The 13546-nt window shown below is 70.0% G+C and carries 14 protein-coding genes and 1 pseudogene; 10 read left to right on the top strand and 5 right to left on the bottom strand.

Annotation, left to right across the window (positions count from 1 at the left end):
- Position 1: 1 nt before the first annotated feature.
- Both EPD65_RS01450 and EPD65_RS01445 read left to right on the top strand, forming a co-directional pair.
- A pseudogene (locus EPD65_RS01450) lies at positions 2–883 on the top strand (SPFH domain-containing protein); the annotation flags it as partial.
- A gap of 29 nt (positions 884–912) precedes the next feature.
- Positions 913–1683 (top strand): sulfite exporter TauE/SafE family protein, encoded by a 771-nt coding sequence (locus tag EPD65_RS01445; RefSeq protein WP_131581248.1) that lies wholly within the window; start codon positions 913–915, stop codon positions 1681–1683.
- On the opposite strand, the gene EPD65_RS01440 is transcribed toward EPD65_RS01445, so the two are convergent.
- From EPD65_RS01440 to EPD65_RS01430, 3 genes are read right to left on the bottom strand one after another with little or no spacing between them, the layout of a single operon-like run.
- Positions 1664–2026, bottom strand: coding sequence for a hypothetical protein (locus tag EPD65_RS01440; RefSeq protein WP_131581247.1), 363 nt, complete (start codon positions 2024–2026; stop codon positions 1664–1666). The two genes, EPD65_RS01445 and EPD65_RS01440, sit on opposite strands and share 20 nt — an antisense overlap.
- A 9-nt stretch (positions 2027–2035) precedes the next feature.
- On the bottom strand, positions 2036–2977 hold the full coding sequence (locus EPD65_RS01435; protein ID WP_131581245.1) for an alpha/beta hydrolase: 942 nt from the start codon (positions 2975–2977) through the stop codon (positions 2036–2038).
- Positions 2974–3576, bottom strand: a complete 603-nt coding sequence (locus EPD65_RS01430) for a DUF2238 domain-containing protein (protein ID WP_243640382.1) — start codon at positions 3574–3576, stop codon at positions 2974–2976. The genes EPD65_RS01435 and EPD65_RS01430 overlap by 4 nt, the downstream gene beginning before the upstream one ends.
- Before the next feature lie 92 nt (positions 3577–3668).
- Between EPD65_RS01430 and EPD65_RS01425 the strand changes: the two genes are divergently transcribed.
- Entirely contained in the window at positions 3669–4808 is a 1140-nt protein-coding gene (locus tag EPD65_RS01425) for an LLM class flavin-dependent oxidoreductase (protein ID WP_131581593.1), read from the top strand.
- On the top strand, positions 4808–5449 hold the full coding sequence (locus EPD65_RS01420) for an FMN reductase (RefSeq protein ID WP_165872842.1): 642 nt from the start codon (positions 4808–4810) through the stop codon (positions 5447–5449). The genes EPD65_RS01425 and EPD65_RS01420 overlap by 1 nt, the downstream gene beginning before the upstream one ends.
- A gap of 102 nt (positions 5450–5551) precedes the next feature.
- Here EPD65_RS01420 and EPD65_RS01415 read toward each other — a convergent pair whose 3' ends face one another.
- Positions 5552–6079, bottom strand: a complete 528-nt coding sequence (locus EPD65_RS01415) for a YbhB/YbcL family Raf kinase inhibitor-like protein (RefSeq protein WP_131581243.1) — start codon at positions 6077–6079, stop codon at positions 5552–5554.
- 114 nt (positions 6080–6193) lie between these two features.
- Between EPD65_RS01415 and cobT the strand changes: the two genes are divergently transcribed.
- From cobT to EPD65_RS01395, 4 genes are all read left to right on the top strand, one after another.
- The gene (cobT, locus tag EPD65_RS01410) at positions 6194–7267 is read left to right on the top strand and encodes a nicotinate-nucleotide--dimethylbenzimidazole phosphoribosyltransferase (RefSeq protein WP_131581241.1); all 1074 of its coding nucleotides are present in this window, start codon (positions 6194–6196) and stop codon (positions 7265–7267) included.
- A complete protein-coding gene (gene cobA, locus EPD65_RS01405) occupies positions 7267–8490 on the top strand; it encodes a uroporphyrinogen-III C-methyltransferase (protein ID WP_131581239.1) in 1224 nt (407 codons plus the stop codon). Before cobT ends, cobA begins: the two co-directional genes overlap by 1 nt.
- Positions 8490–9296 carry a TrmH family RNA methyltransferase gene (locus EPD65_RS01400; RefSeq protein WP_131581237.1) on the top strand — a complete coding sequence of 269 codons (807 nt, stop codon included), beginning with the start codon at positions 8490–8492 and terminating at the stop codon, positions 9294–9296. Before cobA ends, EPD65_RS01400 begins: the two co-directional genes overlap by 1 nt.
- Positions 9297–9360: 64 nt before the next feature.
- Complete coding sequence (locus tag EPD65_RS01395) at positions 9361–10197, top strand: oxidoreductase (RefSeq protein WP_131581235.1); 837 nt, start codon at positions 9361–9363, stop codon at positions 10195–10197.
- Between the two features lie 18 nt (positions 10198–10215).
- On the opposite strand, the gene def is transcribed toward EPD65_RS01395, so the two are convergent.
- The gene (gene def, locus EPD65_RS01390; protein ID WP_131581233.1) at positions 10216–10815 is read right to left on the bottom strand and encodes a peptide deformylase; all 600 of its coding nucleotides are present in this window, start codon (positions 10813–10815) and stop codon (positions 10216–10218) included.
- Positions 10816–10881: 66 nt separating this feature from the next.
- Here def and EPD65_RS01385 point away from each other — a divergent pair, with 66 nt between their 5' ends.
- Positions 10882–12249: an acyl-CoA dehydrogenase family protein gene (locus EPD65_RS01385; RefSeq protein WP_131581231.1), complete on the top strand. Its 1368-nt coding sequence runs from the start codon at positions 10882–10884 to the stop codon at positions 12247–12249.
- A 29-nt stretch (positions 12250–12278) separates the two neighbouring features.
- Entirely contained in the window at positions 12279–13487 is a 1209-nt protein-coding gene (locus tag EPD65_RS01380; RefSeq protein WP_131581229.1) for an acyl-CoA dehydrogenase family protein, read from the top strand.
- Positions 13488–13546: the final 59 nt, after the last annotated feature.

Raw genomic sequence — 13546 nt, 5'->3', positions numbered from 1 at the left:
AGTGGAAGCAGTAGCCGTCATCCTGGTGCTGGGGCTGATCCTGGTCATCGTCTTCCTCGTGAAGACCGTGCGGATCGTGCCGCAGGCCTTTGCGGGAGTCGTGGAGCGGTTCGGCAAGTACCACGCGACGTTGCCCGCCGGTCTGAACATGGTGGTGCCGTTCATCGACAACGTGCGCTACATGATCGACCTGCGTGAGAACGTCGTGTCGTTCCCGCCGCAGCCGGTCATCACCGAGGACAACCTGACCGTCTCGATCGACACGGTCATCTACTTCCAGGTCACCGACCCGGTCGCCGCGACCTACGAGATCGCCAACTACATCCAGGCGATCGAGCAGCTCACCATGACCACGCTCCGCAACATCGTTGGTGGCATGACGCTGGAGCACGCGCTCACCTCGCGCGACCAGATCAACAACGGTCTGCGTGGCGAGCTCGATGGTGCCACCGGCAAGTGGGGCGTCCGCGTCAACCGTGTCGAGCTCAAGGGCATCGACCCGCCGCCGTCGATCTCCGACGCGATGGAGCAGCAGATGCGTGCCGAGCGTTCCAAGCGCGCCGCCATCCTGACCGCCGAGGGTGAGCGCCAGTCGGCGATCCTCACCGCTGAGGGCAACAAGCAGGCTGCGATCCTCAACGCCGAGGGCGCCAAGACCGCGCTGATCCTGTCGGCCGAGGGTGACCGCGAGGCCGCGATCCTGCGTGCGCAGGGTGAGGCGCAGGCCATCGGGCAGGTCTTCCAGGCCATCCACGACGGCAACCCCGACCAGAAGCTGCTGGCCTACCAGTACCTCCAGGCGATGCCGAAGCTGGCCGAGGGTTCGGCCAACAAGGTCTGGATCCTGCCGAGCGAGTTCAGCGGCGCCCTCGCGGGCCTGGGCAAGCTCACCGACGGGGCTGCAGACCAGGCGTGAGTCCGCTCGAGATGGCGGCGATCCTCCTCGCGGGGGTCGCCGCCGGCACGATCAACACCGTGGTGGGGTCGGGGACGTTGGTGACGTTCCCGACCCTCCTCGCGTTCGGTGTTCCGCCCGTGACGGCGAACATCTCCAATGCGATCGGCCTGGTGCCCGGTTCGGTCTCTGGCGCCTACGGCTACCGGCGCGAGCTGGCCGGCCAGCGAGGCCGCATCCTCCGGTTCGCGTCCGCGACCCTGATCGGTGCGACCGCGGGCGCCCTGCTCCTGCTGGTGCTGCCGTCCGCGGCGTTCCGCGCGATCGTGCCGGTGCTGATCCTGCTCGGCCTGGTCCTGGTCGTGCTGCAGCCGCGGATCTCGCGGGCGGTCGCCCGCAAGCACGCCGGGCTCGGTGGCCTTCCGGCCAACGGCGCCGGCTGGGTGTGGCCCTCGATCCTCGGTGTCGGGGTCTACTGCGGCTACTTCGGTGCCGCGCAGGGTGTGCTCTGCATGGCGGTCCTCGGCGCCGGTGTCGATGACACGTTGCAGCGCCTCAACGGCGTGAAGAACGTGCTGGCGGCGCTGGGCAACGGCGTCGCCGGTCTGGTGTTCGTGATCGCGGCGTTCGGCACGATCGACTGGCGCATCGTGGCCTTGATCGCCGTCGGCTCGACCATCGGCGGCCAGCTCGGCGCGAGCTGGGGCCGCAAGCTGCCGGCGCCCGCGCTGCGTGCGCTGATCGTGGTCGTCGGCAGCGTGGCGCTGGTCAGATTCCTCGTCGGCTGAGCGCAAGCCCGACCACGGCACCCGCCACGGCGGCGACGGCGGGAGCCATCAGCTTCGCCTGCCCGACGCGACTGACCTCACCGTCCTCCAGTGCGAGGTAGCCGGCCACCGCGTCGCTGGCGTCGATCGCGATGCCGCCCGCGACAAGAGCGGTCCGGACGTTGGCCGGTGCAGCGAGGGTGGCCACGCCGAGACCGATCTCCCGCGCGGCGAACAGCCGCATGACGTACGGCGACGACGCGTCGGCATCGAGGTTGAAGAGCGTCGCCGAGGCACGAGGAGCGACGAGCGCTCCCGCTCCGATGGCGGTCCGGATGACGGCGATGCCGGTGATCGGGTTCATCGCAGCAACCTAGCCGAGGTGTGTGCCCAACCAGTCGCCGATCGCGTCGTAGAAGCGCGTCCGCGCGTCCTCGCGCGACAGCGACAGGTCGTGCAGGCCGCCCTCGATCGCCACGCTCGTGACGTCGTCACCGAGCGACGGAGCCCACTGCCGGATCTGCTCGACGTCGAGGACAAGGTCCGTGGATCGGGCCGTCTCGTCGACGGTGGCTGCGGTCCCGGAGCGCGCCGAGGAGAGCACCAGGATCGGCATGGTCAGGCCGAGGCCGCGGTGCACCGCGGCGTGTCCGCGACGGATGGCGCTGATCCAGCCGAAGCGGACCGGGAACGAGTCGGCGGGCTTCCATGCGAGATCGAAGTCCCACTCGCCCTCGAAGTCGCGGTGCAGGCTGCGTCCGTAGGTGCCGCTCACGTTGCGAGGCATGACCGCCATCGGCGCCAGCCGCCCGACAGCCTGGATCAACGACGTGCCCCAGGTCCGCTGCCAGGCCGGGCCCTGCAGGTCGAACCAGGGGGAGTTGAGGACGATGCCTGCCGCCGGGATCGCCCGCTCACGGACCCACAGCGGCACCGTGAGGCCGCCGGTCGAGTGTGCGGAGAGGACGACCTGGTCGTGGCCGTCGCGCGTCGTGATGCGCGACCACGCCTCGTCGAGCTCGCGGAAGTGGTCGGCGAGGTCGTGCACGAAGTTCGGCGTCTGGTGGGGGAGCAGGGACCGTCCGTACTTCCGCAGGTCCAGCGCGTAGAAGTCGTAGCCGCGCGACGTCCACCACTCGGCGTACGAGGTCTGGAAGAAATAGTCGCAGAAGCCGTGCACGTGGAGCACGGCCTTGCCGGTCGGGGCGTCGGCCGACCGCTTGACCAGCGTGGCGACCACGCGGCCCTCGGCGTCAGCGGGGAGGTCGATGACTTCGGCGGTGTACGGAGCGCCGAGGACGTCTGTCGTCGTCATGGTGCCGAGTCTGGCAGGCGGCGGCCGAAGGCGACCAGCAGACCCGCGACGAGCCCGCCGGTGGTGCCGAGCGCCTCGTCGCCGAGGGTGTCCTCGTACGCGGTATTGAGCTCGGTCCCGTGCCGGATGAAGGTGTACCACTCGCCGAGCTCCCAGCAGATCGCCAGCAGGGCACCGATGCCGGCGGTCAGCAGCACCACCTGCCAGCGTCGCGTGAGCCCGCCGGTGAGGAGCAGCCCGACACCGGCCGAGAGCGGGATCCAGTTCACGAAGTGGTTGAGGTCGTCCCACCACACGACCGAGTCGTAGAGGTCGAGGGTGTTGCCGGTGACGTCGACCAGGAACGGCACCATGATCAGCGCGAAGGCGCCCCACGGCGCCGGGGCGTGCCGACGCGTGGCGCGCTGGCGCAGCCACCACGCTGCGGGGACGGCCAGCATCATCAGCGGGTACGCCGCGAGCCGGGCGCCGAAGGCCTTCCCCGCGAAGCGGTCGATGCCGGGCACGAACGTCGCCACCGCGAGCTGGCTGACCGTGGCCGCCAGCAGGAGCATCGCGAGGACGAGGAACGCCCGCGGGCCGGGGCGGGACAGGGTCATGGCCGCATTCTGTCCGGATCGGCGCGTTCCGTGTCCGGGAATGCACCCGAAGGGTATATGGTTGACACGTCATCTACCAAGGAGTGATGGACATGCAGATCGGCATCTTCACCGTCGGCGACGTGACGCCGGACCCGGTCAATGGCACGACCCCGACCGAGTACGAGAAGATCAAGAACACGATCACCCTCGCCAAGAAGGCCGAGGAGATCGGGCTGGACGTCTTTGCGACGGCGGAGCACCACAACCCGCCGTTCGCCTCGCCGGCCAACCCGCCGATCCTGCTCAGTGCCATCGCCGCGCAGACCGAGAAGCTGATCGTGTCCACCGCGACCACGCTGATCACCACCAACGACCCGGTGCGCCTGGCCGAGGACTACGCCTACCTGCAGCACGTCTCCGACGGCCGCATGGACGTCATGCTCGGCCGCGGCAACACCGGCCCGGTCTACCCGTGGTTCGGCAAGGACATCCGCGACGGTATTCCGCTCGCGATCGAGAACTACGACCTCCTGCACCGGCTGTGGCGCGAGGACGTCGTGACCTGGGAGGGCAAGTACCGCACGCCGCTCCAGGGCTTCACCTCGACGCCGCGCCCGCTCGACGGCGTTCCCCCGTTCGTGTGGCACGGCTCGATCCGCAGCCCCGAGATCGCGGAGCAGGCGGCGTACTACGGCAACGGCTTCTTCGCGAACCACATCTTCTGGCCCGCTTCGCACACCGAGCAGATGGTGCGCCTCTACCGCCAGCGGTTCGAGCACTACGGCCACGGCGACGCCGACCAGGCGATCGTCGGCCTCGGTGGTCAGTTCTTCATGCGGAAGAACAGTCAGGACGCGGTGAAGGAGTACCGCCCGTACTTCGACGTCTCGCCGGTCTACGGCCACGGCCCGTCGCTGGAGGACTTCTCCTCGCAGACGCCGCTCACCGTCGGCTCGCCGCAGCAGTTCCTCGAGAAGACGCTCTCGTTCCGCGACTACGTGGGCGACTACCAGCGCCAGCTCTTCCTCGTCGACCACTCGGGCCTGCCGATCAAGACCGTCCTCGAGCAGATGGACCTGCTCGGCGAGATCCTCCCCGACCTGCGGGCCGGCTACGCGGAGGGTCGTCCGGCGCACATCCCGGACGCGCCGACCCACGGTGCCCGGGTGGCGGCTGCCGGTGGCGCGCACGACGCGACGGTGTACGCCGACGCGGACGCGGCGACCGGTCACCGGGCGGAGGACGCCTGATGACCCGGCACATCGCTGTCGTCTCCGCGGGCCTGTCCAGCCCGAGCTCGACGCGGATCCTGGCCGACCAGCTCGCGAGCGCGGTCGAGGCGCGGCTCTTCGAGCGGGGCGAGGACGTCCGGCTCCACGTGATCGAGCTGCGCGAGCACGCGCGGGCACTGGCGGACAACCTGCTCACCGGGTTCCCGTCCGGTGCGCTGGCGCAGGCGCTGCAGACCGTCGCGGACGCCGACGCGGTGATCGCCGTGACGCCGGTCTTCTCCGCGTCGTACTCGGGGCTCTTCAAGACGTTCTTCGACGTCCTGGAGCCGGGAGCGCTCGAGGGCAAGCCGGTCCTGATGGGTGCGACCGCCGGTACCGCGCGCCACTCGCTGGTGCTCGATCACGCGCTGCGGCCGCTGTTCTCCTACCTGAAGGCGACGCCGGTCCCGACGGGCGTCTTCGCTGCGTCGGAGGACTTCGGCTCGAACGCCGGCGGCCGACTCGCGGCGCGCGTCGATCGGGCAGCGGCGGAGCTCGTGGCGCTGCTCGACGGGCCGTCGGCGCGGGCCGACGTACCGCCCGCACGCAAGCTCCAGGGCAGCACCGAGTTCGACCCGGACGCCGCCGGGTTCCTCAGCTTCGACAAGCTCCGCGGCTGAGCGACGCCGCGCCAAACTGTCAGTCTGACAGTTTCGCCGCAGTTGACACTTCGGAAGTGTCACGGGGCGCCAAACTGTCAGCGTGACAGTTTGGCGCGGCGCTCAGTGCTGGTAGGTGCCGACGATGACGGCACGCGCCAGCGTCTTGAACGCGAGGTTGAAGCCGACCACCGCGGGGGAGACCGAGCCGTCGACGCCCAGCGTCTCCTCGCTGACGGCGTGCACCACGAAGTAGTAGCGGTGCACCTGGTCACCCTGCGGCGGGGCGGCGCCCATGAAGTTGAGGCCGCCGCCGTCGTTGCGGACGTGGAACGCGCCGGCAGGCAGTGATCCGTCGCCTGCGCCGGCACCGGTGTCGAGCGACGTCACCGACGCGGGGATGTCGCACACGGTCCAGTGCCAGAAGCCGGAGACGATCGGCGCATCAGGGTCGAAGCAGGTCACGACGTACGACTTCGTCCCCTCGGGGGCGCCGCTCCAGTGGAGCTGCGGCGAGGTGTTGCCGCCGGCGTTGACCTGCGCCTGGTCGAGTGGAGCACCGTCGGTCACGTCACTGCTGGTCACCGCGAACGCCGGCACGGGCGGCAGCAGGTCGTAGGGATCCGGCGTCACGGGGCGATCGAGGCTCATGCGGGCACCGTAGCCACGCCAGGCGGGCAGGGGAATGCCCGCAACGCACTGTTAACGCGCCCGCCCTCTGGGCACCGGTACGCCGATCCACCGTGAGGTGGAGAGAATGGGGGCGTGAGTGAAGTCCTCAGCAGCACCGTTGCCAGCATCCAGCCGATCGACGCGGAGGCGGTGGCTGCCGCCGAGGCCGCACAGGCCGGCCTGGCCAAGCCCGCCGGTGCGCTCGGCGTCCTGGAGTCGCTCTCGGCCCAGCTCGCCGGCATCGCCCGCACCTGCCCTCCGGCGGTCCCGGCGAAGCCTGCCGTCGGTGTGTTCGCCGGCGACCACGGCGTGCTCGCGCAGGGCGTCACGCCATGGCCCTCCGACATCACCTTCGTGATGTGCAACGTCTTCCAGCAGGGCGGCGCGGCGATCAACGTCCTCGCGCGTGCCGCTGGTGCTTCCGTGACCGTGGTCGACATGGGCGTTGCTGGCCCGTTCGCCGAGGGCCCTGGCGCTGAAGGCGGCGCGGAGCTGGTCTCGAAGAAGGTCCGCCCCGGCACCGCCGACCTGGCGAAGGGCCCGGCGCTGACCCGTGACGAGGCCATCCAGGCCCTCGAGGCCGGCATCGAGGTCGCCAACACGCTCATCGACGGTGGCGCCGACCTCCTGATCACTGGCGACATGGGCATCGGCAACACCACGCCGTCCGCTGCCCTGATCGCGGCGCTGACCGGCACCGCCGCCGACGTCGTCACTGGTCGTGGCACCGGCATCGACGACGAGATGCTCGCGCACAAGACCTCGATCGTGGCCGACGCCGTCGCGCGCATCAGTGCCGACGCAGACGGCGTCGAGGTGCTCGCCGAGGTCGGTGGCCTCGAGCACGCCGGCATCGCGGGCTTCGTCCTCGGCGCAGCAGCGCGCGGCATCCCGGTGATCCTCGACGGCGTCATCGCCGGCTCCGCCGCGCTGGTCGCGCAGAAGATTGCGCCCGCCTCGGTCGGCTACTGCATCGCCGGCCACCGCTCCTTCGAGCCGGGCCACCGGATCGCGCTGGAGCAGCTCGGCTTGCGTCCGCTCCTCGAGCTCGACCTGCGCCTCGGCGAGGGCACCGGCGCGGCACTGTCCGTGCCGATCGTCCAGGCCGCCGCCCGGATCCTCACCGAGATGGCGACCCTCGCGTCGGTCATGGCGGGCGGTCAGTGATGGCCGACCTGCCGACGTACCCGGTCGGGCTGCGGCTCGCCGGCCGCAAGGTGCTCGTCGTGGGTGGCGGTCATGTCGCCCAGCGCCGGATCCCGACGCTGATCGCTGCCGGCGCTGACGTCCACGTCGTCGCCCGTGAGGCGACGATGGCGATCGAGGGCATGTCCGACGAGATCACCCTCGCCATCCGCGACTTCGAGCCGGCCGACCTCGACGGCGCCTGGTACGCCATCGCGGCGACGGACAACGCCGAGACGAACGCCGAGGTGGCCGCAGCCGCCGAGGAGCGCCGGATCTTCTGCGTCCGCTCCGACGACGCCTCCGAAGCGACCGCGTGGACGCCGGCAGTCGGCCGCCACGACGGACTGACCATCGCCGTGCTCGCCAACCGCGAGCCGCGGCGTTCGGCTGCCGTGCGCGACCAGATCCTGGAGGCGCTGCGCGACGGCACGGCGCTCCGCACCCCGTCAGTCGAGTCGAAGAAGGCCGGTGTCGTGCTGGTCGGCGGCGGTCCCGGCGACCCTGACCTGGTCACCATCGCCGCCCGCAACGCGATCGCGTCGGCCGACGTGGTCGTCGCCGACCGCCTCGCCCCGCGCGAGCTGCTGGCCGACCTGGCGCCGGACGTCGAGCTGATCGACGTCGCCAAGCTCCCGCGCGGTCGCTACGCGAGCCAGGAGTTCATCAACGAGGTCATCGTCGACCGGGCTCTCGCGGGCAAGCGGGTCGTTCGCTTCAAGGGCGGCGACAACTTCGTCTTCGGCCGCGGCTACGAGGAGATCATCGCCTGCAACGCCGCCGGCGTACCCGTCGAGATCATCCCGGGCCTGTCCTCGTCGATCTCGGTCCCCGCGCGTGCCGGCATCCCGGTCACGCACCGCGGCGTGACGCACGAGTTCACCGTGATCTCCGGCCACATCCCGCCGGGGCACCCGGACTCGCTGGTCAACTGGGCTGCCGCGGCGCAGATGCAGGGCACGCTCGTCCTGCTGATGGCGGTCGAGAACGCTCCCAAGATCGCCGCCGCCCTCGTCGACGGGGGCCGCCCGGCGGACACGCCGGTCGCGGTGATCATGGACGGCACGATGCCGGACGAGCGCACCGTGCTCTCGACGCTCGGCACGCTCGCTGACGACCTCGTCGCCGAGGGCGTCACGCCGCCGGCGATCATCGTCGTGGGCGAGGTCGTCGCCGTCGCCAACCCGGAGCGCTACGGCCGCTGATGGCCCGCCTGGTCGACGTCACGGACGTCAACGATCCGCGGCTCGCGGACTTCCGCGACCTGCGTGACGTCGACCTGCGTGTCTCCCTCGAGGGGGAGCACGGGCTCTTCCTCGCCGAAGGCGCCAAGGTCGTACGCCGTGCGGCCGAGGCCGGCTTCACCCCACGCGCCTTCCTCCTCCAGCCCAAGTGGGTCGACGGCCTCGCCGACGTGCTCGCGGCGAGCGACGCCCCGGCGTACGTGCTGGGGGAGAAGCAGATCGCCGAGGTGGCGGGCTTCCACCTGCACCGCGGCGCGCTCGCGTCGTTCGACCGTAAGCCGCTGCCGGATCTCGGCACCCTCCTGGCGAAGCCGGGCAAGCTGCGGATCGCCGTCCTCGAGGACCTGGTCGACCACGGCAACGTGGGCCTGATCTTCCGCAACGCGGCAGCCCTGGCCGTCGACGCGGTGGTGCTGACCGAGCGCACCGCCGACCCGCTCTACCGCCGAGCCAGCAAGACCAGCATGGGCAACGTCTACTCGATGCCCTGGACACGGGCGCGGGGGATGGAGGACATCCTGCGCGCTCTGCGGGCCGCGGACGTGGTGCCCGTTGCGCTGACCCTTGCCGACGACGCGATCACCCTCGACGAGCTCGCCGCGATGCGCCACGAACGGCTCGCCTTCGTCTTCGGCACCGAGGGAGCCGGCGTACACAAGAAGACCGAGCAGCAGGTCGACCACCGCGTGCTGATCCCGATGGAGCCGGGCGTCGACTCGCTCAACGTCGCGGCGGCCACCGCGGTCACGTTCTACGCCACGCGCTGAGGCCGTTGGATCTCCTCCCTGAGGAGGACGGCGCGCGGGCGCCCCGGTCGCTACGCTGCCTCGCATGACGAAGAAGGTCGCACTGGTCACCGGCGGTTCGAGCGGCATCGGCGAATCCGCCGTGGTCGAGCTCCTCGGCAAGGGATTCATCGTGTACGCCGCCGCGCGGCGTACCGAGCGGATGGTCGGGCTGGCCGACAAGGGTGCCCACGTGGTCGCGCTCGACGTCACCGACGACGCCTCGATGCAGGCCTGCGTCAACCGGATCCTCCAGGAGCAGGGCCGCATCGACGTGCTGGTCAACAACGCCGGCTACGGCTCCTACGGCGCTGTCGAGGACGTCCCGATCGACGAAGCGCGCCGCCAGTTCGAGGTCAACGTCTTCGGCCTGGCTCGCTTGAGCCAGCTCGTCCTGCCGTCCATGCGCAAGCAGAAGAGCGGCCGGATCATCAACATCTCCAGCATCGGCGCGCGGCTCTACGAGCCGTTCGGTGCCTGGTACCACGCCACGAAGTTCGCGGTGGAGGGCCTGAGCTTCTCGATGCGGCTCGAGGTCGCGCCGTTCGGTGTCTCGGTGTCGTGCGTGGCTCCGGCCGGTGTCGTCACCGAGTGGAACACCATCTCCCGCGACTCGCTCCTGGAGACGTCCGGCAGCACGGCATACGGCCCGTACGCCCAGCGCGCGTTCAAGGTGCTCGAGACCGCCGACGGTCCGGCCATGTCCTGCACGCCCGACGTGGTCGGCCGCAAGATCGCCAAGGTCGCCACCGCGAAGCGCCCGAAGGCGGTCTACCCGGTCGGCAAGGGGGCGCGCCTGATCCGGGGGTCGTTCGACCTGATGCCCAACAGCGTCACCGACACGATGCTCGGGCAGGCGTACGGCACCGGCCGCAAGGCCTGACCCGCGACGCGCGGCCCGTCAGCCGAGGTTGGCGGGCCAGGTGAGCGGGAACTCCTCGATCGCCTGCTCCATCTGCTTGCGCAGCTTCTTCTGGGCGCCGAACGCCAGGCGGTCGCCGAAGACCGTGCCCGCGAGGTGGTCGGTCTCGTGCTGGAGGCAACGCGCGAGCAGGCCGTCACCCTCAAAGTGCACCGGCTCGCCGTCGAGGCCGAACCCGTCGACGGCCGCGTAGTCCGGGCGGGACAGCGGCACGAACGCGCCGGGGTAGGAGAGGCAGCCCTCGTCGCCCTTGTCGAGCCGGCGTCCCTTGCCCTGGGGCACGGTGACGACCGGGTTGCACACGACGCCGACGGTGTGCGCGCCGCTTGCGTCCGGGCAGTCGAAGACGAAGAGCGCGAGGTCCTCGCCGATCTGGTTGGCAGCGAGGCCGACACCCTCGGCGGCGTACATCGTGGCGACCATGTCGGCAGCCAGAGCCCGCAGCGCCTCGTCGTACGCCGTCACCGGCTGCAGCGCGTGGTGCATGACGGGCTCGCCCCAACGGGTGATCGGACGGACCGTGCCGCCGGTCGGCAGCGGTCCGTGCGGCGCGTGGGATGCGGGGGAGTCACTCGTCATGGCGGAAATTCTAGTGTGCTGCGCGTCTCTGTAGCGCAATGTGTAACTCACAGTTACAGTTGCCGCATGTCCCAGAACCCTGTCACCCGGGCCGGCGGCAAGTTCGGTCTTTCCAGCAAGGAGACCCGCGATCCCATCGGTATCGCCGTCCTTGCGCTGAACAAGCTCGGCCAGAGCCCCCTCCTCGACAAGCTCAAGATGCGCAAGACGACCGAAGCCGTCGTCTTCAACGCCACCAAGAGCGGATTCAAGGTCGCTGCGACCGCGAGCCGCACCTTCGCCAAGAAGGGCAAGAAGGGCGCTCCCGGCGTCAAGACCCCGGCTGCGGCCGGCAAGGGTCTCTTCGACCTGACCCCGACCGAGGACGAGCAGATGCTCGTCGACGTCGTCTCCGAGTTCGCGATGGAGGCCGTCCGTCCGCTCGCGTCCGAGGCCAACGAGGCCGCCGTGACGCCGCAGGACGTGCTCGCTGCGTCGCTCGAGATCGGTCTCCCGATCCTCGGTGTCGCCGAGTCGCTCGGCGGCATCGCCGAGGAGCGGTCCGCCGTCGCTGGCACGCTGGTCCACGAGGCGCTCTCCAAGGGCGACATGGGCATGGCCGTGGCGCTCCTCGCGCCGGGCGCCGTTGCCACCGCCCTGAGCCTGTGGGGCTCCGACGAGCAGCAGCAGACCTACCTCCCGTCGTTCACCGAGGGTGACGGCGTTCCGGCTGCGGCGCTCGCGCTGACCGAGCCGGCCGTCCTCTTCGACGTCTTCAAGCCGTCCACCACCGCCGTACGCCAGGGCGACAAGCTCGTCCTCAACGGCACCAAGTCGCTCGTCGTCCGCGGCGCCGACGCCGAGCTCTTCGTCGTGGGCGCGCAGCTCGACGGCAAGAACGTCCTCGTGCTGGTCGAGTCCGGCGCCGAGGGCATCAAGGTCGAGGGTGACCCGGCCATGGGCCTCAAGGCCGCCAGCCTCTCCAAGCTGCACCTGCGCGACGTGACCGTCGATGCGGACGCGATCCTCGGCGAGACCGACGGCTCGACGTACACCGAGGCCGTGCGCTACTCGCGCCTTGCCTGGTGCGCGCTCGCCATCGGCACCGGCCAGGCCGTCCTCGACTACGTCGTGCCGTACGTCCAGACGCGTGAGGCCTTCGGTGAGCCGATCTCGCACCGCCAGTCGGTCGCGTTCATGGTCGCCAACATCGCCATCGAGCTCCAGGCCATGCGCCTGATCACCTACAAGGCCGCCTCGCGTGTCGCCCGTGGTCAGGACGCCACCCGCGAGATCGCGCTCGCGCGCAAGATCTGCGCCGACAAGGGCATGCAGATCGGCCTCGACGGCGTCCAGCTGCTCGGTGGCCACGGCTTCACCAAGGAGCACCCGGTCGAGCGGTGGTACCGCGACCTGCGGGCCGTCGGCATCCTGGAAGGAGGCGTCCTGGTCTGAGCCTCACGGCCTCAGACAGGAATACAGCCATGATCAATCTTGAGACTCCCAAGAAGCAGAAGGCGTTCATCGAGCAGGCCCACCAGGTCGCGATGAACATGCTCCGCCCGATCTCCCGCAAGTACGACCTCGCTGAGCACGCGTACCCCAAGGAACTCGACATGCTCGCCGCGATGATCGACGGCCTCGAGTCGTCGGGTTCGTCCGAGGGTGCCGGCGCCGCGGGTGTCCGTGTGGACGCCCCCGTCGACAAGGGCAACAAGAACGGCTCCAACATCGCGTCCGTCCTCTCGGTCATCGAGATGTGCTGGGGCGACACGGGCCTGATGCTCGCGTTCCCGCGCCAGGGCCTGGGCAACTCGGCGATCGCGTCCGTCGCGACCGACGAGCAGATGAAGCGGTTCAAGGGCACGTGGGCCTCGATGGCGATCACCGAGCCGTCGTTCGGCTCGGACTCGTCGGCCATCACGACCACCGCGGTCAAGGACGGCGACCACTACGTCATCAACGGCGAGAAGATCTTCGTCACCGCGGGTGACCGCTCTGACTCGATCGTCGTGTGGGCCACGCTCGACAAGTCGCTCGGCAAGGCCGCGATCAAGTCTTTCGTCGTCTTCAAGGACACCCCGGGCGTCAAGGTGGAGCGTCTCGAGCACAAGCTCGGCATCCGCGCCTCCGACACCGCGGTGATCACCTTCACGGACGCCCGCGTCCCGGCGGAGAACCTCCTGGGCAACCCGGAGATCAACGTCAAGGAGGGCTTCGCCGGTGCGATGGCCACCTTCGACAACACCCGCCCGCTGGTCGCCGGCATGGCCGTCGGCTGCGCCAAGGCGTCCCTCGACCTGACCCGTGACCTGCTCGCGCAGGCCGGTGTCGAGATCGACTACGACAAGCCGGCCTACCTCCAGCACGCCGCTGCTGCGAAGTTCCTCCAGCTCGAGGCCGACCTCGAGGGTGCGCTCCTGCTCACGATGCAGGCCGCCTGGATGGCCGACAACAAGAAGCCGAACTCGCTCGAGGCGTCGATGTCGAAGGCCAAGGCCGGCCGCGTCGGCTCGGACGTCACGCTCTCCTGTGTCGAGCTCTGCACCGCCGTCGGCTACGCCGAGACGGAGCTGCTCGAGAAGTGGGCGCGCGACTCCAAGATCCTCGACATCTTCGAGGGCACGCAGCAGATCCAGCAGCTCATCGTCGCTCGCCGGGTCCTCGGACTCTCGAGCGCCGAGCTCAAGTGACGCGCTGATCCAGTTCGTCTCCCGGAGCCGGCCAAACTGTCAGTCTGACAGTTTGGCCG

Origin of the sequence: Nocardioides jejuensis, assembly GCF_004337475.1 — a bacterium.
Taxonomy (GTDB): Bacteria; Actinomycetota; Actinomycetes; order Propionibacteriales; family Nocardioidaceae; genus Nocardioides; species Nocardioides jejuensis.
This window is presented reverse-complemented; position numbering and strand designations above follow the sequence as displayed.

Excerpts from the sequence above, each read along its gene's own strand:
- def (WP_131581233.1), bottom strand. The coding sequence starts at position 10,815 with ATGACGAGTGACTCCCCCGCATCCCACGCGCCGCACGGACCGCTGCCG.
- EPD65_RS01440 (WP_131581247.1), bottom strand. The coding sequence starts at position 2,026 with ATGAACCCGATCACCGGCATCGCCGTCATCCGGACCGCCATCGGAGCG.
- EPD65_RS01430 (WP_243640382.1), bottom strand. The coding sequence starts at position 3,576 with ATGACCCTGTCCCGCCCCGGCCCGCGGGCGTTCCTCGTCCTCGCGATG.
- EPD65_RS01380 (WP_131581229.1), top strand. The coding sequence starts at position 12,279 with ATGATCAATCTTGAGACTCCCAAGAAGCAGAAGGCGTTCATCGAGCAG.
- EPD65_RS01395 (WP_131581235.1), top strand. The coding sequence starts at position 9,361 with ATGACGAAGAAGGTCGCACTGGTCACCGGCGGTTCGAGCGGCATCGGC.
- EPD65_RS01400 (WP_131581237.1), top strand. The coding sequence starts at position 8,490 with ATGGCCCGCCTGGTCGACGTCACGGACGTCAACGATCCGCGGCTCGCG.
- EPD65_RS01385 (WP_131581231.1), top strand. The coding sequence starts at position 10,882 with ATGTCCCAGAACCCTGTCACCCGGGCCGGCGGCAAGTTCGGTCTTTCC.
- EPD65_RS01435 (WP_131581245.1), bottom strand. The coding sequence starts at position 2,977 with ATGACGACGACAGACGTCCTCGGCGCTCCGTACACCGCCGAAGTCATC.
- EPD65_RS01415 (WP_131581243.1), bottom strand. The coding sequence starts at position 6,079 with ATGAGCCTCGATCGCCCCGTGACGCCGGATCCCTACGACCTGCTGCCG.
- cobA (WP_131581239.1), top strand. The coding sequence starts at position 7,267 with ATGGCCGACCTGCCGACGTACCCGGTCGGGCTGCGGCTCGCCGGCCGC.
- EPD65_RS01420 (WP_165872842.1), top strand. The coding sequence starts at position 4,808 with ATGACCCGGCACATCGCTGTCGTCTCCGCGGGCCTGTCCAGCCCGAGC.
- EPD65_RS01425 (WP_131581593.1), top strand. The coding sequence starts at position 3,669 with ATGCAGATCGGCATCTTCACCGTCGGCGACGTGACGCCGGACCCGGTC.